23 protein-coding genes are annotated in these 24,611 nt (G+C 42.4%); 9 read left to right on the forward strand and 14 right to left on the reverse strand.

The window, feature by feature from the left end; all coding sequences use genetic code 11:
* Positions 1-9: 9 nt before the first annotated feature.
* The 6 genes from V6E90_RS13470 to lolA form a co-directional block, all read right to left on the reverse strand.
* Positions 10-480: a tRNA (cytidine(34)-2'-O)-methyltransferase gene (locus V6E90_RS13470; protein WP_004803126.1), complete on the reverse strand. Its 471-nt coding sequence runs from the start codon at positions 478-480 to the stop codon at positions 10-12.
* A 42-nt stretch (positions 481-522) separates the two neighbouring features.
* Positions 523-1,227, reverse strand: a complete 705-nt coding sequence (locus tag V6E90_RS13475) for a hypothetical protein (protein WP_332605616.1) — start codon at positions 1,225-1,227, stop codon at positions 523-525.
* A gap of 9 nt (positions 1,228-1,236) precedes the next feature.
* Entirely contained in the window at positions 1,237-2,613 is a 1,377-nt protein-coding gene (gene cysG / locus V6E90_RS13480) for a siroheme synthase CysG (protein WP_332605617.1), read from the reverse strand.
* A 67-nt stretch (positions 2,614-2,680) separates the two neighbouring features.
* Positions 2,681-3,952 (reverse strand): serine--tRNA ligase, encoded by a 1,272-nt coding sequence (gene serS / locus V6E90_RS13485; RefSeq protein ID WP_005205904.1) that lies wholly within the window; start codon positions 3,950-3,952, stop codon positions 2,681-2,683.
* A 118-nt stretch (positions 3,953-4,070) separates the two neighbouring features.
* A complete protein-coding gene (locus tag V6E90_RS13490; protein WP_065343729.1) occupies positions 4,071-4,835 on the reverse strand; it encodes an RsiV family protein in 765 nt (254 codons plus the stop codon).
* A 122-nt stretch (positions 4,836-4,957) separates the two neighbouring features.
* Entirely contained in the window at positions 4,958-5,656 is a 699-nt protein-coding gene (gene lolA / locus V6E90_RS13495; protein ID WP_016541357.1) for an outer membrane lipoprotein chaperone LolA, read from the reverse strand.
* Between the two features lie 291 nt (positions 5,657-5,947).
* Here lolA and V6E90_RS13500 point away from each other — a divergent pair, with 291 nt between their 5' ends.
* Positions 5,948-6,817: a pirin family protein gene (locus V6E90_RS13500; RefSeq protein ID WP_332605618.1), complete on the forward strand. Its 870-nt coding sequence runs from the start codon at positions 5,948-5,950 to the stop codon at positions 6,815-6,817.
* A 68-nt stretch (positions 6,818-6,885) separates the two neighbouring features.
* Here the strand turns inward: V6E90_RS13500 and rpmA are convergent, their stop codons facing one another.
* On the reverse strand, positions 6,886-7,140 hold the full coding sequence (gene rpmA / locus V6E90_RS13505) for a 50S ribosomal protein L27 (protein WP_004640422.1): 255 nt from the start codon (positions 7,138-7,140) through the stop codon (positions 6,886-6,888).
* 18 nt (positions 7,141-7,158) lie between these two features.
* Positions 7,159-7,470: a 50S ribosomal protein L21 gene (rplU, locus tag V6E90_RS13510; RefSeq protein ID WP_004652230.1), complete on the reverse strand. Its 312-nt coding sequence runs from the start codon at positions 7,468-7,470 to the stop codon at positions 7,159-7,161.
* A gap of 445 nt (positions 7,471-7,915) precedes the next feature.
* Between rplU and sdsA the strand changes: the two genes are divergently transcribed.
* The 8 genes from sdsA (at position 7,916) to V6E90_RS13550 (ending at position 19,014) form a co-directional block, all read left to right on the forward strand.
* The gene (gene sdsA, locus V6E90_RS13515) at positions 7,916-8,893 is read left to right on the forward strand and encodes an All-trans-nonaprenyl-diphosphate synthase (RefSeq protein WP_016541359.1); all 978 of its coding nucleotides are present in this window, start codon (positions 7,916-7,918) and stop codon (positions 8,891-8,893) included.
* A gap of 14 nt (positions 8,894-8,907) precedes the next feature.
* Positions 8,908-10,956: a site-specific recombinase gene (locus V6E90_RS13520; RefSeq protein WP_332605621.1), complete on the forward strand. Its 2,049-nt coding sequence runs from the start codon at positions 8,908-8,910 to the stop codon at positions 10,954-10,956.
* Positions 10,957-11,560: 604 nt separating this feature from the next.
* A complete protein-coding gene (locus V6E90_RS13525; RefSeq protein WP_016541361.1) occupies positions 11,561-12,211 on the forward strand; it encodes a phosphatase PAP2 family protein in 651 nt (216 codons plus the stop codon).
* On the forward strand, positions 12,198-13,448 hold the full coding sequence (locus V6E90_RS13530) for an efflux RND transporter periplasmic adaptor subunit (RefSeq protein ID WP_332605622.1): 1,251 nt from the start codon (positions 12,198-12,200) through the stop codon (positions 13,446-13,448). The genes V6E90_RS13525 and V6E90_RS13530 overlap by 14 nt, the downstream gene beginning before the upstream one ends.
* A 12-nt stretch (positions 13,449-13,460) precedes the next feature.
* Positions 13,461-16,634, forward strand: coding sequence for a multidrug efflux RND transporter permease subunit AdeJ (adeJ, locus tag V6E90_RS13535; RefSeq protein WP_004755952.1), 3,174 nt, complete (start codon positions 13,461-13,463; stop codon positions 16,632-16,634).
* 5 nt (positions 16,635-16,639) lie between these two features.
* Positions 16,640-18,103, forward strand: a complete 1,464-nt coding sequence (gene adeK, locus V6E90_RS13540) for a multidrug efflux RND transporter AdeIJK outer membrane channel subunit AdeK (RefSeq protein WP_332605812.1) — start codon at positions 16,640-16,642, stop codon at positions 18,101-18,103.
* 108 nt (positions 18,104-18,211) lie between these two features.
* Entirely contained in the window at positions 18,212-18,562 is a 351-nt protein-coding gene (locus tag V6E90_RS13545) for a YbjQ family protein (RefSeq protein WP_005296351.1), read from the forward strand.
* Between the two features lie 8 nt (positions 18,563-18,570).
* Positions 18,571-19,014, forward strand: coding sequence for a YbjQ family protein (locus tag V6E90_RS13550; protein ID WP_278493655.1), 444 nt, complete (start codon positions 18,571-18,573; stop codon positions 19,012-19,014).
* Between the two features lie 91 nt (positions 19,015-19,105).
* Here the strand turns inward: V6E90_RS13550 and V6E90_RS13555 are convergent, their stop codons facing one another.
* From V6E90_RS13555 to V6E90_RS13580, 6 genes are all read right to left on the reverse strand, one after another.
* Positions 19,106-20,734, reverse strand: a complete 1,629-nt coding sequence (locus tag V6E90_RS13555) for an OFA family MFS transporter (RefSeq protein WP_023271570.1) — start codon at positions 20,732-20,734, stop codon at positions 19,106-19,108.
* Between the two features lie 228 nt (positions 20,735-20,962).
* Positions 20,963-21,673 carry a diphthine--ammonia ligase gene (locus V6E90_RS13560; RefSeq protein ID WP_332605623.1) on the reverse strand — a complete coding sequence of 237 codons (711 nt, stop codon included), beginning with the start codon at positions 21,671-21,673 and terminating at the stop codon, positions 20,963-20,965.
* 57 nt (positions 21,674-21,730) lie between these two features.
* Complete coding sequence (locus V6E90_RS13565) at positions 21,731-22,066, reverse strand: hypothetical protein (RefSeq protein ID WP_332605624.1); 336 nt, start codon at positions 22,064-22,066, stop codon at positions 21,731-21,733.
* A 33-nt stretch (positions 22,067-22,099) separates the two neighbouring features.
* Positions 22,100-22,906 carry an SDR family NAD(P)-dependent oxidoreductase gene (locus V6E90_RS13570; protein ID WP_332605625.1) on the reverse strand — a complete coding sequence of 269 codons (807 nt, stop codon included), beginning with the start codon at positions 22,904-22,906 and terminating at the stop codon, positions 22,100-22,102.
* A 13-nt stretch (positions 22,907-22,919) separates the two neighbouring features.
* On the reverse strand, positions 22,920-23,582 hold the full coding sequence (locus V6E90_RS13575; RefSeq protein ID WP_332605626.1) for a hypothetical protein: 663 nt from the start codon (positions 23,580-23,582) through the stop codon (positions 22,920-22,922).
* 112 nt (positions 23,583-23,694) lie between these two features.
* The gene (locus V6E90_RS13580) at positions 23,695-24,375 is read right to left on the reverse strand and encodes a hypothetical protein (RefSeq protein WP_016541371.1); all 681 of its coding nucleotides are present in this window, start codon (positions 24,373-24,375) and stop codon (positions 23,695-23,697) included.
* Positions 24,376-24,611: the final 236 nt, after the last annotated feature.

The raw sequence follows: 24,611 nt of genomic DNA on the forward strand, positions 1-24,611 counted from the left end.
CTGCGAAAATTAGAGTTGTTTAAAACCCTGTTGTCTCCACGCTTCATAGACAATCACAGCGGTTGCATTCGAGAGGTTTAAGCTTCTTGAATTTTCAGCCATCGGCAAACGAATCCATTGCTCTTGCGGGAACATGAGACGCACTTGCTCTGGCAGACCACGGGTTTCAGGCCCCATCAACAAGGCAACGGGACGATTCAGATCAACCGTATGCGGTGTCGCTGTCCCTTTGGTGGTAAGCGGGAAAACATGCTCAACCCCTTTCGCCTTTAAATCGGCAAGGCAAAGTTCGATATTGTCCCAAATTTGCATTCTTGCCCATTCGTGGTAATCCAAACCTGCACGCTTCAACTTTTTATCATCCAGCTCAAAACCTAAAGGTTTGACTAGATGTAGTTGCGCACCGGTATTGGCGCATAGACGAATGATATTACCTGTATTCGCTGGAATTTCAGGTTCGTATAGGACGACATGAATCACAAATTTTCTCTACTAAATTTTTCTAGATAAATCTTAAATATTTTACCAAGAATTAACCAATTTTACTTTGGCAATCCCCCAAGGAACCGCCTCAAATCCATTCGGATTATCATTTAAAAATGCTTCAATTTGATCGCTTTTTGAGGGCTCTTCAAACAACCCAAATTCATTTAAAGTTAAATCAAATTTTTCAACTAAATTGTTAGAAAGATCATGGCAGTGAAAACTATGAAAATCACCACTTACTTCCAAGCCAATATAGTCATATCCCAAAAGCTTTTCATCTGGGATGCAATCTTCTCTAATGCCTTTTTTTAAACACTGATAGATACCAATTTCGCCAACGTGTTCAGAACTTGAAGCAAAAATCTCTAAAATATCACTCCTATAATCACCATCTACATAAAGAGATAGCAAATAAATATCAGCATGATTTTTAAAAAATCTTTCTTTATATTGGGTTGCGGTCTGAATATCCTGAAAGACATTAGCCCAACCTAGCAAATTCTTCTGATGTAAGTCATTTACCCAATTTTCAAGTAAATGGAATTGTTCATTCGTTAAACTAAGTTTGGATTTTATTTCCTGAATTTCGTCTTGCGTTTTTAATACCCAAGAATATGACCAACGATCAACAAGATGATCATTTATACAAGAACTACATGTAAAAATTCTAGATGGCACGTCCTTAAATAGATTAGCTGATTTCAATTGAATGAGATGATAACCAGCTAAATAGAACGCCATGATCTTATCCTACATAGACCATTTTAACTGTTCGCGTAGACTCACCACTTCACCAATAATGGTTAAAGTTGGCGCTACGATCTGATGTTCAGATACTTTGGTCGCGATATCCGCCAATGTACCCACCACCACTTTCTGATCAGGGGTTGTTCCTTTAGAAATTAAGGCCACAGGCATAGTTGGACGCTGACCATGTGCAATCAATTGCTCACAAATGCGTTCCAAACCGACCAAGCCCATATATAACACCAAAGTTTGGTTTTCATAGACCAGTTCATTCCAAGGTAACTCAGGTGAGCCTTCTTTTAAATGACCTGTCAGGAAACGTACACTTTGCGCATAATCACGATGCGTCAGTGGAATACCTGCATACGCTGAACAACCTGAAGCTGCGGTAATACCCGGAACAACCTGGAAAGTCACATTGGCTTGCACCAATTCCTGAATCTCTTCTCCACCACGGCCAAAGATAAAAGGATCGCCACCTTTTAAACGACAAACACGTTTACCTTGCTGTGCATATTCCACCAATAAGGCATTGATGCCATCTTGCGGAACCGAATGATTAGAACGGGCTTTACCGACATAAATCTTTTCAGCATCACGGCGGCACAAATCCAGAATCGGTGCAGATACCAAGCGGTCATAAATCACCACATCGGCTTGTTGCATTAGACGCAAAGCTTTTAAAGTCAGTAGTTCTGGATCGCCCGGACCTGCCCCGACCAAATACACCTCACCTTTCGGTGCAGTCCATTCAGTTAAAGCCTGCTCAATCAGATCATTGGCCACATCAATATTGTCATTGAAAACCTGTTCTTTCAGCGGACTGGCGTACAAGTTTTCCCAGAAGATACGACGTTCATCTGGATTGGCAATTTTGGCTTTCACTTGCTTACGCCATTGCCCCGAAAACTCAGCCAATTTACCCATACCATGCGGCACGATGGTTTCAATCTGAGTACGCAACTGTCTGGATAAAACGGGTGATGCACCATTGGAAGCCACCGAAATTACCAATGGTGAGCGATCAATAATCGCAGGCACCATAAAGCGGCAGTGTGGAATATCATCAACACTGTTGACCAACAGATTACGCTGTTCACACTGTTCAAATACTGCTTTATTGACGTCGGGCTGATCTGTCGCAGCAATCACCAAGCGATAAGCTGTTGCCAGAACAGTTTCAGAAAAAGAGGCTTGAATATATTGCCCTGCCGATTGCTCAATCAGTTGGTCTAATTCGGGAAGGATCTCTGGTGCAATCACATCCACAATTGCACCAGCTTTGACGAGCAGGTTTGCTTTGCGGTAGGCAATATGCCCACCCCCCACAATCAGACAACGTTGCTGTTGCAACTTTAAAGAGATTGGGAAAATTTCCACGTGACGCCTCTATATTTTCAATCTGATTGAGCTAAAGCAAAAACTATGCACAAATTCGATGCACAGTTTAGTCGATGTAGCTAACACCGCCCATATATGGACGTAAAACTTCTGGAATCTCGATTGAACCATCAGCGCGTTGATAGTTTTCCATCACCGCAAGCAAGGTACGACCAACTGCCAAACCTGAACCATTCAAGGTATGCACCAATTCGATCTTCTTCTGATCAACACGGTAGCGTGCTTTCATACGACGTGCTTGGAAATCACCCACATTTGAGCAGCTTGAGATTTCACGATAAGTATCTTGGCTTGGTACCCATACTTCTAGGTCATAGGTTTTAACCGCACCAAAGCCCATGTCACCACCACAGAGCAAAATCTTACGGTACGGTAAGCCTAATGCCTGCAAAATGCCCTCTGCGTGTGCAGTCAACTCTTCAAGTGCCTGCATAGAGTGCTCTGGTTTTACGATTTGCACCATTTCGACCTTATCGAATTGGTGTTGGCGAATCAAACCACGGGTATCACGGCCATAAGAACCTGCTTCGCTACGGAAACATGGCGTATGTGCAGAATATTTCAGTGGCAAACGATCCGCATCAATAATTTCGTCACGAACGAAGTTGGTCACTGGCACTTCAGCAGTTGGAATCAAGTAATACTCTTTTTCACCCTGAAGTTTGAATAAGTCTTCTTCAAACTTAGGCAGTTGACCTGTACCACGTAAGCTGTCTGCATTGACCAAATACGGCACATAAGCTTCGGTATAGCCATTTTTAAGCGTGTGCGTATCCAACATGAACTGGGCTAAAGCACGTTGTAAACGCGCCAAAGGTCCTTTCAATACGCTGAAACGTGAACCTGTTAATTTGGTCGCCGTTTCAAACTCCAGACCACCCATCATTTCACCAAGATCGGTATGATCTTTGATCTCGAAATCAAACTGACGTGGTGTACCCCACTTTAGGATTTCAAGGTTATCGCTTTCATCTTTACCAAAGGGAACAGATTCATCTGGCAAGTTTGGAATCGCCAATGATTTTTGTTCAAGCTCAGCTTGCAACTCAGCCAAAGCCACTTCCGCAGCTTTGATCTCATCACCAATGGCTGCCATACGCGCCATGATTTCAGAAGCATCTCCACCCGATTTTTTGATTTGACCGACTTGCTTGGCACCTGCATTACGCTCAGCTTGCAAGTTTTCAGCTTTGGATTGCAAATCTTTACGGCGAGCTTCTAAATCAGCCCACTCTTGCACATTTAGCTGAATACCACGTTTTGCCAAAGCAGCATTGACTGCTTCGATATTATTTCTAAGTAATTTTGGGTCGATCATAATCAATCATGAATAGAGAAAAAAACTGGCTATAGTGTAAGGCTTTAACCTAAAAAAATACAGCGATTGGCAACAAAGTCTCAGCATCTACATCTAAGATGTAGATGCTGGAGAAGAACTAGTTCGGATCTTTTGGCAAACTTGGTAAATATTCAGCCTTCACAAACTGTTTGGCTGCATAGTACGGCAAAGTCAACTCACTCATACCTTCCGCATAAGATGCCAATTCATACAGTGGATAAACAAATACGATGCCATTTACCCCATAGTAATAGTTATCACTGACCTGTAATTGTTCTTTTTTAATGCTGTGGTCTTCGAGCCAGTTTTGATTGGATGCATATAGTTCATCGCGCAGTTTGGTATTCATATCAGGTTTGAGCAATTCACTGACCGTGATATGTTTTTTATTACTCAAGTCAAAATTCACAAACTCTTGATGTGACATGCCATGTGCCGCCCCCGCAGAATAAGAATAAGTCTGGATTGCAAAAGTGGCTAGATTATAGTTTTGCCCCACAAAGCGGACATAGGTACTGCTTTCGCTTTGCGATGCTTCGTCCGCAGGGACTTTTACTTTCTGGTCTGCAATATTGGAAAACGCATTCGGCTCGGCCTTTTTCATCCGATTCACGAAATATTCATCAATCCATTTCTGATTGGTTTCAACCGTTTGTAAATCATAGCTGGTACAACCGTCCTCCAAACAGACTTTCTGCTTTGGAATTTTAACCGTCACCACTTTTGCATGAATCAATGGAATATCGACTTTTTCAGTGGTCGCAGTGCTGTCTTTTTTAGGTTGGCAACCCGCTAATGCAACAACCGTCAGAATGGGGAGCAGTGGAATAATTTTTGATAATTGTGAAGGTTTCATCGTCATGCAAGTCTCTGATGTTTTTCTTCACTATACAAAGCCTTGCCCCAAGATGAAATTAAAAAATGTATCCAAACCTCATATCAAAAAAGCCGCAACATGTGCGGCTTTTCAAGTCAAGCGGAGAGTTACTGATCAATAATATCTGTGCCTTTAGGCGGTGTGAAATTAAACACTGATGCTGGAATCGCCTGATTCACTTTAATATTATTGAAACGCACATAAGTGGTTTGCCCCAAAGAGTCTTGTAATACCATCAAATTCGGCGCTTTATTGCCACCAAAACTAATCGTTAAACTCTGGAATGCCCCATCTTCTTGCTTAGGATATAAAGTGTAATACAGCTTGCTGCGATCCGGTTGAGTCACACGATAAGACTGCATGATCTGGTTGGTATTGCCCGATAACAATAATGCTGGCGTATTGGCAATTTGATCATCTAAGCTTTGACGCACGGCTTGCTGCAAGTCTGGATCATAAATCCACACCACTTTACCCGTAGTCACGATGGTTTGTTTGGCTGGACTGGTGGTTTCCCAATAAAATTTCCCAGGACGCTCAACTTTCATTGTTCCTTTAAAGGTCTGATTCATGTGTTGAGCAGTTAAACCTTTTTTTTGTACTGCTTTATTACTGTTTGCTACTTTTGTGCTTTGTTCAAAATCTGCGGTGAATCGTTGCAAGCCAGATAACTGTTGAACCAAACTGGTGGTCGCTTGCTGAGCCGATGCAGCAACAGGTGCAGCGAAGACCTGACTACTCACAACAGGAGCAAGTGTCATTGCACTTAACGTTGCAGCATAAGCCATTTTTTTTACGAAATTCATAAAAACAACCTTCTATCAGATTTCTACTGGTATGACGACATCTTACTGTTTTTAATCATTAAAAAAATGAAGAAAAGCAACGGTTTTGTGTAATTCGTGTCGCAAAGTCCTGCATTATGTATGAAGTTACAGCCTTTATGTAGAGATTGTAAGAACGAAAATTAACTTTTCGACCATTCACCAACTACATCCGTCAATGTCTGATCAGGGAAAATTATTGCTCAGCGTGAATCTAGACGAATCACCAGCATTTGCTAAGCTAAAAGCCAATGATTTTAACCAGCATCATTCATGAAAAGTCTTGCCTTTATCCACCGTAATGACACGCGATTTGCGATTGGCGATTTTTATCCCGCCCTTTCGGTATTTTCGTATCAGGAACTGGGGAATACCACCTCACCATTTTTATTATTGGATCATCTAGGGCCAGGACGCTTGGCACCCAAAAGCACGAAAAAAGGTGTGAGTGAGCATCCTCACCGCGGCTTTGAAACAGTGACCTTTGTGTTTGCGGGTGAGTTACAACACCAAGACTCTACGGGGCAAGGTGGAATCATCGGACAAGGTGATGTGCAATGGATGACAGCTGCCGCTGGTATTCAGCATACCGAACATTTTAGTCCAGAGTTTCGTGAGCGTGGTGGATACTTTGAAATGTTGCAATTGTGGATTAACCTTCCTGCAAAAGACAAAATGTCTACACCTCGCTATCAAAGCCTATTAAAGAATACGATCCCCCAAATACCTCTCGAACAGAATGCAGGCTATGTCCGGATTGTGGCTGGACAGTTTCAAAATATTCAAGGGATCGCCCAAACCTTTAGCCCAATGAATGTTTTTGATGTTCATCTAAATAAAGCTCATCAACTGACACTCCCTGCCCATCATGGGGACACGACTTTAATTTATTTACGTAAAGGCAAGCTTCAATTCACCGAACATGAAGACACATTGGAAGAACAGGCCTTAGCGGTGTTGTCCAGCTTTGATACTGATGTTGCGATTACCGCATTAGAAGATAGTGATCTGTTATTTTTATCTGCGCCGCCCTTGCAAGAGCCAATCAATGGGCATGGCTTTTTTGTGATGAACAGTTATGAGCAAATTTTACAGGCTTATGAAGATTTAAAAACAGGAAACTTTGGAAAACCTTCAGACTAAACCACAATGCAAAAACTTATATGCATAAAAAAACCCGCTAAAAGCGGGTTTTCTCGAACTATTAAAACTTAAGCTTCAACAGTTACATAGCGACGGCCAAATTGACCTTTCACTTCAAATTTTACTACGCCGTCAGCAGTAGCAAATAAAGTATGGTCACGACCCATACCAACATTTGCACCAGCGTGGAACTCTGTACCACGTTGACGAACGATGATGTTACCAGCAGTTACAGTTTGACCACCGTAAACTTTAACACCTAACATCTTAGGATTCGAATCACGACCGTTCTTCGTCGATCCACCGGCTTTTTTAGTTGCCATGTCTATTTACTCCTCGTATTAGCCTGCGATACCAGTAATTTTCAACTCGGTAAACCATTGACGGTGACCTTGTTGTTTACGATAGTGTTTACGACGACGCATTTTGATGATGCGGATTTTGTCGTGACGACCATGGCCAACTACTTCTGCAGTTACTTTTGCGCCAGCTACAACTGGAGCACCGATTTGAATGTTGTCACCGTTAACAACCATTAATACGTCATCAAACGTAATAGTCGCGCCAGTTTCAGCTTTCAATAATTCTACTTTAAGGGTTTCACCCTCAACAACACGGTGCTGTTTACCACCGCTTTGGATTACTGCGTACATAATGTACTCCAACTTGCCCGTGTCGTCGTGCCGATAAAGGGACATATCGATCTTAAGACGAACGCCACTGGGGTTATACAAGGGGACAAATTTTAAGTGAAAATTGATCAAACGACAAGTGATTTTACATAAACACATGTATATCGATAACTTGCTTGGATTTTTAAGCAAAATCAATTAGATTGATGACGGATTTTCGATTGATTCTGATCAAAATTTGAAATACATTTCTGAAAATAAGTTGTAACAATAACAAACTGTGTTTTTTAAAAGCCATAATTAAAGTAATGGTATGTGGTGGGAAACCTCTTTTCTGTCTAAATTAAGACCAAAAAACTCTTCATCGTGTCTTAAATAGCAGATTACACAGTCTGTATAACTGTTTAGTTATAGATAAATTGATACACTTGGCAACATTACCCACCTATACGAGGTTTTTCTTCATATGGTTATCGATTTTAAGCAAGACATTCTCTCCCCTGTTGCGACAGATTTTGCTGCGATGGATCGCCTCATTAATGAAGGAATTAGCTCAAAAGTGGGCCTCGTCATGAGTGTCAGCAAACACGTGGTTGAAGCAGGCGGAAAACGCATGCGTCCGATTATGTGTTTATTGGCAGCGCGAGCTTGTGGACTCGCTGATATGCAACAAGCACAGCATTTGGCGGCAGTCATTGAAATGCTGCATACTGCAACCTTGGTGCATGACGATGTGGTCGATGAATCAAGTTTGCGCCGTGGTCGTCCAACCGCAAATGCAACATGGAACAATCAAACTGCGGTTTTGGTCGGTGATTTCCTAATTTCAAGAGCTTTTGATTTATTGGTCGATTTAAATAATATGACCTTATTAAAAGATTTCTCGACTGGGACTTGTGAAATTGCAGAAGGTGAAGTACTCCAACTCCAGTCTCAGCACCAACCAGAAACCACAGAAGAAACCTATTTAAGAATTATCCATGGTAAAACTTCCCGCTTATTTGAACTCGCCACCGAAGGCGCCGCCATTTTAGCTGGAACAGAAGAATACCGTGAACCTTTGCGTCGCTTCGCAGGTCATTTTGGCAATGCCTTCCAAATTATCGACGATATTTTAGATTACACTTCTGATGCTGAAACATTAGGTAAAAATATTGGTGATGATTTAATGGAAGGGAAACCGACTTTACCGTTAATTTCTGCATTAGCTCATTCAACTGGCGAGGAACACCAAATCATTCGTCGCAGTATTGCAACAGGTGGTGTTGAGCATTTAGATAAAGTGATTGAAATTGTTCATCACTCAGGTGGCCTAGATTACTGTCAAAAACGTGCCCAACAGGAAACGGATGCCGCTTTAGAAGCGTTGAAAGCGCTGCCAGATAATGAATATCGCCAAGCACTGATCAATTTGACCTTAATGGCTTTACATCGACTACAATAATTTTTTGACTGCCTATGCATTTAACCTTATCTGATCTTTTTTTAAAAATGCAGGAACAGCTTGACCAACCTCAAGCTGTTCTTGACGAACAACTGTTGATTGAACTGGTCAATCGGATCCGTCCCAAAAATCCAAATGATGCGGATGAAGTTAAACAGCGTATCCATGCGCTAATCAAAATCTTATTACTGACTCCAACGTCAGCCATCTTACTGCAAAACTTTTTACTTAAGCTTATCAGCCAATATAAACAGTTAAGCTTATATGCTGACAGCGGGATTCTTTCGCTGGATGGATTTTGGAACCAGTTGGGACAACGTCTGGGCGCGCACTTCCTCCCTTTAGTCGAAGATGGTCAACAGCTTAAAACCCTAATTGGAAAAGTCTTTCACCAAGAAAATGACAGTGAATGGCTCGATCTGATTGAGAATCAGGACTGGATTACCCTATTTAATCTATTAGGTGAAAGCCAAAGCAATACCACAGAAAAACAAATTTCAAAAAATGAGCTAATTAAAGCGATTACGGTATTGTCCTATCGGATTAGTGGTATCGGCCTCTACCCTGAATTTATTAATGCGCAACCTGAAATTACCGAATATGAATCGCCTTTTCTGGTGCAAAATCGTGAAATCGTAGAGTTCATCGAGAAATATAAAAAACAGATTGATGATCAAGATGCGGTTGTGGTTTTACCACCACCAGATGCATCGCAAGCCTTTGTGATGCTGGATCAATGCCGTGAAGTGGTGCTCAAAATTCGCCGTGCCACCAAGCGGATTGGCGTTAGTATCAGCCTCACCTATTTATTATCGCTGTTAGAACAGGCAATTGATCGGATTGAACTGCTACTGACCCTATTAGCCAGCAAAAATGATGCGCGTTACACGGCATTAGGTGAGTTAATCACTGACTTAACCAAAGCGCATTATAATGAGAAAAGTGTCCGCCACTTATTAACCTCAACCAGTGAGCTGATTGCCTTACAGGTCACAGAAAATGCCAGTAAAACAGGTGAGCATTATGTAAGTACCGACAAATCAGGCTTCTTTGGCATGTACAAAGCAGCTGCAGGTGCTGGTGCGATCATTGCCACCATGGCAACGCTGAAAATTTTAACGGCGCGTTTGGTCTTAGCTCCATTTGGTCATGCCTTTTTATACAGCATGAACTATGCGCTTGGCTTTATGTTGATTCATGTATTGCACTTTACCGTGGCGACCAAACAACCTGCCATGACTGCAGCGGCGTTGGCGTCAACCGTACAGCAGCAAAAAGGCAGCAAGACCGCACAAATTGCAGAACTGGCCGCCTTGATTATTAATATTATCCGAACCCAGTTCATTGCAATTCTGGGGAATATCTCGATTGCGATTCCAACCGCAGCACTGATTACCTTTTTGTGGCAATACAATCTTGGTGAGCCACTGCTCAATCACGCCAAATCAGCCGCATTGCTACATAGCCTCAACCCCTTTACGTCATTGGCAGTTCCACATGCCGCAATTGCGGGTGTATGTTTGTTTTTCTCTGGCTTGATTGCAGGTTATTTCGATAACTTGGCAGTTTATCGTAAAGTCGGTCCACGTTTAAAACAGCATCGACGCTTAAAACGCTGGATGGGACAACAACGCTTAGATAAATTCGCGGGTTATATCGAGACCAATCTCGGCGCCTTGGCGGGTAACTTCTTGTTTGGAATCATGCTGGGCAGTATGGGCACGATTGGATTTATTCTCGGTTTACCTTTAGATATCCGTCATATTGCCTTCGCCTCTGCCAACTTCATCCAAGGTTTAATGACCATTGGTGGGCCTGACATTGGTTTAATTTTAGTGTCATTCCTTGGTGTGATGCTGATTGGATTAACCAACTTATTTGTCAGCTTCACCCTCACCATTATTGTTGCTTTACGCGCCCGCCGTGTCCGTTTTGCACAATGGAAGCCTCTCGCAAAGTTGGTAACGACTCACTTCCTGACCCGACCAAGCGATTTTTTCTGGCCACCTAAACAACCCGTTGAAGTGGAAGTACAGACGAAGAACACCCCATCTGCACACTAGCTTTGTACAGAAAAAACGACAAAGTACAAGTCTAACATTTGAACTATTTTTGCGTATAATCAAGCCACCAAAAATAGTTTAAATGGGTTGGTATTCCCTGCGTCTATTATTGAATAGATTACTTCTCCGCCATGGTATCCCTTTTACTAGGAGATACTATGACGCCAGTCTATAAGTATCTCGAATTGAATGAGAGATCTCAAGTATGCATCTGCACTCTAAAACTTACTGCTAAAACTATGTAAAACAACTTATTCAATCTTGATCTTTTACTTTTTGAATATTGCACTGAGCTGAATATTGCCTACATAAATACAGTTTAGGCTGCTTGAGTCAAACGAGGTGATGCAAAGTAAATTTGCAATCTAGAGAATGGCTTAGGCTGTTGAGAAAACAGCTTAAAAAAGTACTTTTCATGATAGGCATAGATTCAATTAAAAGTGAGATATACATCAAATTTTGTTATGTTTTTTTACTAAGTCTTAAAAAAACATCAAAATGAAATTATCATAAAATTTCAAGACTTGACCAAAAGTGTACTCGCGAGTACACTTTCAAACACTCAACAACCCTGAATAATGGTTAAGCAAATAATGAGTAGCGCATGCCGTACCTATTGCTTTGTATTGGTTGCTTTTTTTTAGGATTCGGTGTGATTGGATTAGTTCTTTCCAACACATCAACTTTAGACCTTTTTAGTGTTCAAGTTTTTTTTGAGCACCGTTCATTTACGCTTAATCATGTGACAGTTCTGCTCTCTCTACTTGGCGGGATGCCTTTTTTACTATTTTTAACTACATTTTTGTGTCTTTACCAAACTTGGATTAAAAATTATAAGAATGTGACCTTTATCGCTTTAAGTGTGATCGGCAGCATTGTGATTGGTTGGCTTCTGAAATGGAGCATTGATCGGCCAAGACCAATGGAGTTTTATCACTTGGTTCAAAGTTATGGTGCATCCTTCCCAAGTGCCCATAGCCTTTATGCTGCAACCCTTGCGAGTTTAGCCATGTTGTTGTGTCAACAACACAAATATCGCACCAGTGTCATTTTAGTATCTACTTTATGGTTTATCTTCATGGGGATATCTAGAGTTTATGCGGGGGTTCACTACCCAACTGACGTACTTGCCGGTTGGGGAATTGGGTTGATTTGGACTTCCTTGCTTTGGTTTGGGCTGTATCAAAGCACTTTCAGCAATAATTTGTTTTTAGATAAAAAATCTAAATTGAGGTGGAATAATGATGTCGGCTAAGCTTTGGGCTCCTGCCCTCACTGCTTGCGCATTAGCAACAAGCATTGCGCTTGTTGGTTGTAGCAAAGATCCTAAAGATGCACAGCAAGCTGCTGCTGCTCAAAAAATGCCACCTCCAGAAGTTGGTGTCATTGTTGCTCAACCACAAAGCGTTGAACAAAACGTCGAACTGTCAGGACGAACCTCTGCATATCAAGTTTCTGAAGTGCGCCCGCAAACAGGTGGCGTGATTCTAAAACGTTTATTTGCTGAAGGTAGCTACGTTCAAGCAGGTCAAGCACTTTATCAAATTGATGCAAATACTAACCGTGCAACAGCAGACAATGCTCGTGCAACCTTATTGCGTCAACAAGCAAACTTAAATGCATTACGCGTGAAAGAAGGTCGTTATCGTCAATTGGTTGGAACCAATGCGGTTTCTAAACAAGAATATGACGATATCAATGCTCAAGTAAAATTGGCTGAAGCTGATGTAGCTGCGTCTGAAGCTGCATTAAAAAATGCTGAAATTACACTGGGTTACTCAACAGTTCGCGCACCAATCTCAGGTCAGTCTAGCCGTTCTTCGGTGACGCCTGGTGCTTTGGTAACTGCAAACCAAGCTGATCCATTGGTCACGATCCAACAACTTGATCCAATCTATGTTGATATCAACCAATCAAGTGCTGAATTATTGCGTTTACGCCAGCAACTCAGCAAAGGCAGTTTAAATAACAGTAACAATACCCGTGTCAAAATCACACTGGAAGATGGGTCTGAATACCCAGTCGAAGGCCAACTTGCTTTCTCTGACGCAAGCGTGAATCCAGATACAGGTACTGTAACCCTACGTGCAGTCTTCTCGAATCCAAACCACCTGTTATTACCAGGAATGTATGCAACGGCTAAAATCTCGCAAGGTGTTTTACCAAATGCATATCTGATTCCTCAAGCAGCGGTATCTCGTTTACCTACAGGCCAAGCAATTGCATTGGTGGTCAATGCTAAAGGTGCAATTGAAACACGCCCAATTAAAACAGTGGGTGTGAAAGGTCAGGACTGGATTGTAACTGAAGGCTTACAGGCTGGTGATAAGGTTGTTGTTGATGGTGTTGCCAAGGTCAAAGAAGGACAAGAAGTGTCTACTAAACCTTACCAACCAAAAGCAGCTGAAGCTCAAAATGCAGCACCAAAAGCTGCTGAACAAAAACAAGCCAATTCACCAAAAGCTGAACAAAAAGCAACTTCAGAAGCTTAAGGGGTAGATTGCATGGCTCAATTTTTTATCCATCGCCCAATTTTCGCTTGGGTGATCGCACTGGTCATTATGTTGGCGGGTATTATCACGCTCACAAAAATGCCAGTTGCACAATATCCGACAATTGCCCCCCCCACGGTAACGATTTCTGCAACTTATCCTGGGGCTTCTGCACAAACCGTTGAAAATACGGTCACCCAAATCATTGAACAACAAATGAATGGTTTGGATGGTTTACGTTACATTTCATCGAATAGTGCGGGTAATGGTCAAGCATCAATTAACTTGAACTTCGCACAAGGTGTCGATCCAGATATCGCCCAAGTACAAGTTCAAAACAAACTGCAATCAGCTACAGCACTGTTACCTGCTGACGTACAACGTCAAGGTGTAAAAGTGACGAAGTCTGGTGCAAGCTTCTTACAAGTTATTGCATTTTATTCGCCAGATAACAGCCTTTCTGCTTCTGACATTAAAGACTATGTGAACTCAAATATTTCTGAGCCACTGAGTCGTGTGGCAGGTGTAGGTGAACTCCAAGTATTTGGTGGTTCATATGCAATGCGTATCTGGTTAGATCCAGCAAAGCTGACTAGCTTTAACTTGACGCCAAATGATGTTGCAACTGCTATTCGTGCACAAAACTCGCAAGTTGCGGTGGGTCAGCTCGGTGGTGCGCCATCAACTGCAGGCCAAGTTCTTAACGCAACGGTAAATGCACAAACCATGTTGCAAACCCCTGAACAGTTTAAAAACATCTTCCTGAAAAATACCTCAGGTGGTGCACAAGTTCGTTTGGGTGATGTTGCACGTGTCGAACTCGGTTCAGATAACTATCAATTTGACTCAAAGTTCAATGGTAAACCTGCAGGTGGTGTCGCAATCAAACTGGCAACAGGTGCCAACGCATTGGATACTGCTGCTGCGGTTGAAAAACGTTTATCTGAGTTACGTCATAACTATCCGAGCGGTTTAAAAGACAAGCTAGCCTATGACACCACACCATTTATTCGTCTTTCGATTGAAAGTGTTGTGCACACGCTCATTGAAGCGGTTGTCTTGGTATTTATCGTAATGTTCTTGTTCTTACAGAACTGGCGCGCAACGATTATTCCAACATTGGCAGTTCCTGTGGTTGTGTTGGGTACATTTGCCGTGATTAATATCTTCGGCTTCTCAATCAACACCCTCACCATGTTTGCAATGGTACTGGCCATCGGTCTATTGGTGGATGACGCCATTGTCGTGGTCGAGAACGTTGAACGGGTAATGCAGGAAGAACATCTGGAACCTGTCCCTGCGACCGAAAAGTCGATGAGTCAGATTTCAGGTGCCTTAGTCGGTATTACCAGTGTGTTAACAGCGGTATTCGTACCGATGGCGTTCTTTAGTGGAACCACTGGGGTAATTTATCGTCAATTCTCGATCACGCTGGTTACTGCGATGATCTTGTCATTGATCGTAGCACTTACCTTTACCCCTGCCCTATGTGCAACCTTGTTAAAACAGCACGATCCAAACAAGCAGGAAAGCAACAATATTTTCGCACGTTTCTTCCGTTGGTTTAACCGTAGCTTTGAAAGACTTTCGGAGAAATACCAAGGCGGTGTCAATCGTATGACCCACCACAAGTTATTCTCTGGGGTACTTTATATTGTTGTGATTGCCGCTTTGGTTGGCATTTATAAAGTTTTGCCATCTTCATTCTTACCAGAAGAAGACCAAGGTGTGGTGATGACACTGGTTCAGTTACCACCGAGCGCGAGCTTGGAACGAACCGATAAAGTCATCGATACCATGACAGGCTATTTCTTGAATAAGGAAAAAGAAAATGTAGAGTCAATCTTTACAGTTGCTGGTTTCTCATTCACAGGGGTGGGTCAAAACGCTGGTCTTGCCTTTATTAAATTAAAAGACTGGAGTGAGCGTACGACACCAGAATCACAAATCGGTGCCATCATTCAACGTGGTATGGCATTGAACATGATTGTGAAAGATGCGTCTTACATCATGCCATTGCAGTTACCCGCAATGCCTGAATTGGGTGTCGCTTCTGGTTTCGATATCCAGTTAAAAGATGCCAGCGGTCAAGGGCATGAAAAACTCATTGCTGCTCGTAATGCGATTTTAGGTATGGCATCACAAGACAAACGTCTTGCGGGTGTACGTCCAAATGGTCAAGAAGATACACCACAGTACCAGATCACCATTGATCAAGCGCAAGCAGGTGCAATGGGTGTCAGTATTGCCGATATTAACAGCACCATGAGCATGGCTTGGGGTGGTTCATATATCAATGACTTCGTTGACCGTGGTCGTGTGAAGAAAGTTTATGTCCAAGGTGAAGCGGATACACGCATGATGCCTGAAGACTTGAACAAGTGGTATGTGCGTAATAACAAAGGCGAAATGGTTCCTTTCTCTGGCTTTGCCAAAGGTGAATGGACCTATGGTTCACCACGTCTAGAGCGTTATAACGGCGTATCATCTGTTAACATTCAAGGTACGCCTGCACCGGGTGTCAGCTCTGGTGATGCAATGTTGGCAATGGAAGAAATCATTGGTAAGTTACCGTCTATGGGCTTAACCGGTTTCGACTATGAATGGACAGGTTTATCTTTAGAAGAACGTGATTCTGGTAGCCAAACAGCACCTCTTCTTGTTCTTTCATTATTAATCGTATTCCTGTGTCTTGCTGCACTCTATGAAAGCTGGTCTGTACCTGTTTCGGTATTGCTGGTTGTACCTTTAGGTATCGTCGGTGCATTTGCCTTGACATGGTTAGGTATGCTGATTAAAGGTGATCCAAACTTATCCTTTAACATTTACTTCCAGGTTGCAATTGTTGCCGTAATTGGTCTATCCGCGAAGAATGCGATTTTGATCGTCGAATTTGCGAAAGAATTACAGGAACAAGGCGAAGAACTCTTTGAAGCAACATTACATGCTGCCAAAATGCGTTTACGTCCAATTATCATGACTACACTTGCATTCGGTTTCGGTGTTTTACCGCTCGCCCTAGCAAGCGGTGCTGGCGCAGGTAGCCAACACTCGGTCGGTTATGGTGTACTTGGTGGTGTAATTTCTTCAACACTTTTAGGTATTTTCTTCATCCCTGTATTCTTCGTGTGGATTCGTAGTATCTTTAAGTACAAACCTAAAACTTTAAATACTCAGGAGCATTGATCGTGATGCAAACTGTATGGTCTATTTCCAGTCGTGGCATTGCAATCTCTGCCCTCGCGCTGTCTTTGGCTGCCTGCCAAAGCATGCGCGGGCCAGAGCCTGTGGTAAGCTCAGATGTTCCTGAAAGCTTCGCGTCTTACGGCAATGCTTCTGGAACATCAATCGCGGAACAAGGTTACAAAGACTTCTTTGCTGACCAACGTTTACTGCAAGTGATTGATCTGGCGCTTGCCAATAACCGTGATTTACGTACTGCAGCTTTAAATATTCAAAAAGCACAACAGCAATACCAAATCTCGGAAAACAATCAGTTACCAACGATTGGCGCAAGTGGTAGTGCGGTTCGTCAAGTGACCCCTACTCGTGATCCAAATAACCCATATTCAACCTATCAAGTCGGTTTAGGCCTAACTTCATATGAGTTGGATTTCTGGGGTCGTGTACGTAGCTTGAAAGATGCGGCTTTGGATAGTTATCTTGCAACGCAAAGCTCACGTGATGCAACGCAGATCAGCTTGATCAGCCAAGTCACTCAAGCCTGGTTGAACTACTCATTCGCGAACGCACAATTGAAACTTGCGGATCAAACGCTGAAAGCTCAACAAGACTCGTTTAACTTGAACAAGAAACGTTTTGATGTGGGTATTGATAGCGAAATCCCTGTGCGCCAAGCACAAATTTCGGTTGAAACAGCACGTAATGATGTTGCGAACTACAAGACTCAAGTTGCTCAAGCACAAAACTTGTTGAACTTGCTTGTTGGTCAGCAAGTGCCACAAAACCTGTTACCGCAACAACAAGTAGCGCGTATCACCCAACAAAGCGTGTTTAGTGCTGGTTTACCAAGTGACTTGCTCAACAACCGCCCAGATGTGAAAGCATCTGAATACCAGTTAAGTGCTGCAGGTGCGAATATTGGGGCAGCTAAAGCTCAACTGTTCCCAACGATTAGCTTAACTGGTTCTGCGGGTTATGCATCAACTGACTTGAGCGATCTGTTCAAAGCAGGTAATGGTGTATGGTCTATTGGTCCAAGCCTGAATATCCCAATTTTTGACTGGGGTACACGTAAAGCGAACATCAAAATCTCTGAAACCGATCAGAAAATTGCATTGGCTAACTATGAAAAGTCAGTTCAGTCTGCTTTCCGTGAAGTGAATGATGCTTTGGCAACACGTGCCAATATTGGTGACCGTTTAACAGCGCAACGTCGTTTGGTTGATGCGACCAATACCACATATAAACTTTCAAACGCCCGCTTCCGTGCAGGTATTGATAGCTATTTAACCGTATTGGATGCACAGCGTTCTGCTTATTCAGCTGAACAAGGTTTATTGTTGCTTCAACAAGCAAACCTTAACAACCAAGTTGAACTGTATAAAACCTTAGGTGGCGGCCTCAAAGCATCTACCAGTGAAACGGTAACGCATCAGCCATCAAGTTCAGAACAACATTACGCAAAAAAATAATTTCATCTTTTGCGGATAAAAAAGCTCACTTCGGTGAGCTTTTTTGTTGCAACCCTTGCGAATATTTCTTATCTTCAAACTGAATAGATTGAAGATTTAGAAAAGACAATGTTATTGAGCAGTTTAGAGTCTGTACCCGGGCATGAAATTTTACGTCAACTTGATGTGGTGTATGGCAGCACCGTTCGTAGTAAACATGTCGGCCGTGATTTGATGGCAGGCTTAAAGAATATTGTCGGTGGTGAGTTGACGGGTTATACCGAACTGCTTGAAGAATCTCGCCAAGAAGCGACTCAACGGATGATTGATAAGGCCAAAGGTTTAGGCGCCAATGCCATTGTCGGGATACGTTTCTCGACTTCAAATATTGCACAAGGCGCATCAGAATTATTTGTCTACGGCACAGCAGTGGTGGTGCAACCCGTTGCCCCTAAGCTCCCAGATCCATTTGGCGCATAGGCAAAACCATGGATGGATTCATTTTTCAGATCGTCCTGTTTCTGATCCTATTCTCAGTCGGTTGGGGTTTTGGTCGTCATATCGAGCAAAAACACTTGCGCGAACTGGACCAGAAAGAAAAGCAATTGGCGCATATTCGGATTGATACCAATCGCTTTGTCAAAACCTCTGCACATGGACATATGGTCAGCAGTAATGTGGTGATCTCACACGATTATTTTAAATATGTACTGGCAACCATTCGCAACTTCTTTGGTGGGCGTTTGGTCAGCTATGAAAGTGTGGTGGAACGTGCGCGTCGTGAAGCTGTGATTCGACTCAAGCAGGAAGCCCATGCTATGGGTGCCAATCAGATTATGGGGGTTCGACTCAGCACCACTGAATTGGGTATGCAAGGTGGTATGGTTGAAGTATTTGCCTATGGAACTGCCATCGTAAACGCTCCACATTGATGACAGTAGCCTATTGGGGAATTACTGTATTACCAATAAAATAAAAAATGCCTCGAATCATGAGGCATTTTTTATAGCTTAGATTTTAAAGTTAATGAAATAAAACAATCGCCTTTTGCAAAGTAAACCAAATCCCTGCCAGTAAAGGAAGCCCCACCACCAACCAAGCAAGTACCACGGTAATCGTCTTGGATGGCGCATGTGCTACATCATGATTCAGGCTTAAATCTTGCGGTAATTTCTCATGTGCCAAAGCCTTTTCAGCAGCCAATTCAGCCTCTGTCATGTATTGATCTTCATCAACTGGTTTGACCATTAAATTGAGTACAAATCCAATCGCTAACATAGCTGCCAAAATATACATCGTCGTGTCATAAGATTGAGCTTGAGCTATGCCATGTGCCAGTTGATAATCTCGAATATTGGTAATCAATAAGGTTCCAAATACGCCTGCGACAGACCATGCGGTAAGCAAACGCCCATGAATAGCCCCAACCATTTGGGTACCGAAAATATCAGCCAAATAAGCAGGCACAGTGGCAAAACCACCACCATACATCGACAGGATGACACAGAAGGCTAAAACGAATAATGGCAAATTTTCGGCCTGTGCCAAGTGTGGAATCGAGACATATAACAAGAAACCCAAGGCGAGAAAAATAAAATATGTGTTTTTACGACCAATAAAGTCCGATGTCGATGCCCAGAAGAAGCGCCCAGCAATATTAAATAAGGACAGTAAACCCGTGAAGCCTGCTGCAAAAGTTGCAATCTGCATTTTTTGGTCCGCATTTAATTCATTAATTCCCACATCTAAGCCGATGAGACGTCCGCCAAATACTTCCTGTAACAACGGCGAAGCCATGGCTAAAATACCTATACCAGCAGATACGTTTAAACAAAGTACACCCCAAATCAACCAGAACTGCTTGGTTTTCCATGCCTTATTTAAATGCACGTGACGATTGGTCACAAGACCTGTCGCCTGCGTTACTGTCGGTTGCCAGCCACTCGGTTTCCAATTTGAAGGCGGAATGCGGTAACCAAAGGCACCGCCAATCATGAAAATAAAATAAACGGCAGCCAGTACCAAAAACGTTTGCCAGACACCCACAGAGGTATCCGTTGCAAAGAGCTTCATTAACTTATCTGCCAATGGCGCACCAATCATGGCGCCTCCACCAAAGCCCATAATGGCAAGACCTGTTGCTAAACCCCGACGGTCTGGAAACCATTTAATCAGGGTAGATACAGGTGAAATATAACCAAGCCCAAGCCCGATGCCCCCTATTCCACCTCCTAACCACAATAACCACAACTGATGTGTATAAACACCCAGCGCAGATAAGATCAAACCACTTGCCCAGCAAAATGCCGCAACCACGCCTGCCTTTCGCGGCCCTGCATGTTCAAGCCAACCCCCAAACAAAAATGCGGATGAACCTAAAAAGACAAAAAACAGCGTGTACATAATGCTTAATGTAGACACACTCCAGTCACAGGTTGTAGTGAACAACTGCTCAAGCAGACCTATGTTTTTACATTCGATTGGCGCATCAATTCCCAATGCTTTGGATAATGGCAACCAAAACACAGAAAAGCCATATGCCATACCAATACTGAGATGAATCGCTAAGGCGGCAGGAGGCAATAGCCAACGGTTATAACCAGAATGGGCAATCGTGCGTTCCTTGGCCAGAAGTGAAAGTCGTCTTTCCATGTACAATCTCCATGCCTTCACTGCTAAAGAGAGGTTAGTATTATTCATTTGGATCTAGGTAGCGATTCACGCTTATGCCAGAGCTTTGTATTATGCTTATTTTTCAGTGAAGACCGAATGATTGTGCAAAAAATAGCTTGTTTTTATCAAGTAGCTTTTTTTAATAAAAAGTAAATAACGGGTTTAATGATTTTTAAAAAAATCCTGTGCCAAGCACAGGATTTTTGCTTAGGAGTCGGCAAAGATGGCTTGCCAATAATGATAGGTTTTTTCTTCCCCATTCTCTAACTTAAACTCATAAGACATTTGCCGCGTTTCAGCAATCTCAAATTCAACAGGGAACTTAAATAACCCGCCTGCATAAGCAAAGGTATGGTACTCCCCATTTTCACCACAGACATCAACTTCACTTGGCATTTGCTCAAGCAAAGCTGCATCGATATCTTGACCAATAAACGACTCATCGAGCTTGCTGGCATCGGTCACAATAATTTTGGTTTGAATCCCTGAATCCAAAAAATCTTGCATGACTTCAGTCGAGTTCAGGTTCCAGATTGGCTCAACCACTTCGATGCCTAAAGGCTGTAAACGATCTTCCCGATATTGACGCACATCACTGAGATAGATATCACCAAAGATAAAGTGCTCAACCCCCTGTGCCTTAAAATGATGGGCTGCATCCAACATACGCTGTTCATAGATAGGCAGATTTTTGGGCAAAAACACTGGATAAAGTGGAATGCCAATACTTTCAGCCTGCTTTTCAAGCAGCCTATGTGGAATGGCATGCATCGAAGACAACTCGGTTTCTTCATTCACTGTAGTTAATAAGGCAATCACCTCGAACTCGTCCTGCTGTAAGACTTTATACAATGCTAAGGATGAGTCTTTGCCGCCGCTCCAATTAAAAACGGCTTTTTTGCGGTTATTGATTGTCATTCGATTACACCATTCCACAGAGCATCTAGAATCCACTCTATTTTCAATTACTTCAGTCTAGTTGAGAACACTGGTGAGATATAAAACCAAAAAAAAAGTTAAACCCCCGAATATCCAGACAGTCGTAGATAAAATGTGAGGCACTTTTTTAATCATGATCGGCAAAGCAATCAGACAAGATAAAAAGATCGATGGAACAGCCAACATAAAGACTCCCATCCATGCATAGCCATTAGCGCCTTCAAAATGGGAAATCGTGACGGTCAATAACTGAGCCACAAGTCCAGCAATGAAGAAGCTGGCAGGCAAAGCAAGTAACAAATAACTGACAATCAATGGAATCGATACGCGATGGCTCGAAGATGGCTGAGATAAATTTTGACTATCTTCCACCTACACGTCCTTTTAAAACCACAATATTCGCAATCATTTCACTTTCATTTTGCGAATCATCTTATACAACAAGTTGGGTGACAATCGAGAGACCAACACACCCAATTGCTCTTTTTTCCCGCCAACGACAATATATTGCTCGCCTGCCATTAAGGATTCCACCACCCGTTCCGCAAATACATCAGCATCTAGACCATTTTCAATGGCTTCATCCTGATGCCCTTGGGGCTTACCTTCGCCATTTAAAGCATTGAAGGATACATTGGTTTTCACAAAACCTGGGAACACCACTGACACCTCAACCCCTGCTGGAGCAACTTCGGCACGCAGACTGTTAGCCCACATATGAATCGCTGCTTTTGCGGCAGAGTAAGTGGCACGATACTGTGTACCCAATAAGCCTGCTACACTGGAAACAAACACCACACGACCCGACTTTTGTTGTAGCAAGGTCGGTAATACGGTTTTGGTAAAGAACACTTGCGAGAAATAGTCCACCTCCATAATGGCACGTTCAGTGTGCATGGTGGTGTCCTGAATTAAGGCACGTTGACTCAAACCGGCATTATTGATCAACCAATCAATCCGCCCTTTACAGGCCAAAACCTGATCATGCGCGTGGCGGACTTGGGTTTCATCGGTAATGTCGGCAGCAATCGAAAGATGCTGTTCTGGCTTGAGTAGTCCAACCCGTACCGCTTCTAATTCATCATAACGGCGTGAAGTGAGCACCACTTGTGCCCCTTGTAAGGCACATTCACGGGCTAAAGCTTTACCTAAACCAGAAGAAGCCCCTGTAATCCAGACCACTTTATTTTCAAGTGTTTTGAGTTTTGCCATTTCTCTGTCCTACCTATGCTTGCTGGCGCATAAATTTAAGGAAATAATCGACATAGGTTGCTGCGACTTGCTGATCAATTTGCGCACCCAGTTTTTCTAGACGTTTATAGCCCAAATGAGTGGTCATATTAATGACCCCATTCAGCGTTTTATCCACCACAAAATTAAACTTGAGACATTTTTTTGGCTCACGGATTAAATGAGTTACCCCAACATCAATCACTTCTGTTAATAATTTTAAGGCATTTGGAATTTCGCGACTATCGCCTTCGGCCAATTTCAGACTAGAGGTTCTGACTTGCTGTGCCAACAGTTGTTCAACAGGATAGATCATATACACCTGTTCATCTTCAATCTGTAGGGTCTTGGAGAGATATTCCACCAAAGGGATTAAACGATCATTGCCAAAAAATGAGATCGACCACGGCATATATTTACGAATCGCATCTAAAATTTGCTGAATGACTTTTTCTGATTCGCCTGTTTGCGAATATTGCTGATTCTCTTGGAGCAGTACCATAAACACTTGTTCAATCACTTCACATGCCATTTCCGACAATACACTGCCTAAAGCATTGGCCTGACTTTCTTTACTTCCTTGCAATAATTGCGTCCGAATATGTGCAAAACGTGCATAAGTATCCGCATGAATATTTAAAAAAACGGCGGTGTTCATTTTAATAACCCTAGTTTTTGGATCGCATAAAAAAGAGCTTGATCAACAAGCCCTTTCATCAGATCAATTTTTCTATCATTTTTGGCGTTGTACACGCCGAATTTAGCACACTCTATTCAGTATCGACATGCATAAATGCTAAAAAATGATTGACACAATCCGTTGCGGCATTGCTATCCACTTGATTACCCATTTTCTCTAAACGCTTATAACTTAAATGTGCAGTCATATTGATCACCCCATTTAAAGTTTTATCCACCACAGCATTAAAATTGAGACATTTTTTCGGTTCACGAATCAAATTGGTTACCCCCAAATCCACGATTTGGATCAAGGTTTGGAATACATCGACCATATCACTGATTTCATTATTCTTGAGTTGCGTGACCAAACCATGTGCCTGCTGTACCAGTTGTCGATCAATCGGATAAGACACATACACCTGCTCATCGTGATACTTGATCATATTGGAAAAATAATTGGCAAAGGGACAAAGACGCTCATTGCCAAATAAGGCAATCGACCACGGCATATATTTACGCACCGCAGCAATAATCTGTTGAATAATTTTTTCTGATTCAACGGTGTTTTTTTGGGTGAGTTGTGTCGGTTGATGGCTTTGAATCAGTAAAACCGCAAACACTTGCTCGACAATTTCACAGGCAATTTCGGATAACACCTCACCCAAGATACGAGATTGGCTTTCATGCGTGCCCGCGTTCAATTGCTGGCGAATGGTCTCAAATTGTCCATGTGTGACGTCATTAATTTTCAATAAGATTGAATAAGTCATGAGCAGCATCCCTTTTTAGTTTTTCGCATTCTTATATTGTTGTTTTAAGCATCAATATTTTTAAGTTATGTGATGCACTCCACAAATCTAATCCTATTTGTATAAAAATCCAACGCCTTTCATCGGCTTTTTTAGAAAAATTTGAAGCGTATAAAGATGTTATCGTACTTGAGTGGTCGATTCGCTCTCATAAAAACCACTTTATGAAGATGTACTAAACATCTCATCTATAAAAG

It is taken from the genome of Acinetobacter sp. ESBL14 (genome assembly GCF_036668815.1).
GTDB classification, from domain to species: domain Bacteria; phylum Pseudomonadota; class Gammaproteobacteria; order Pseudomonadales; family Moraxellaceae; genus Acinetobacter; species Acinetobacter gyllenbergii.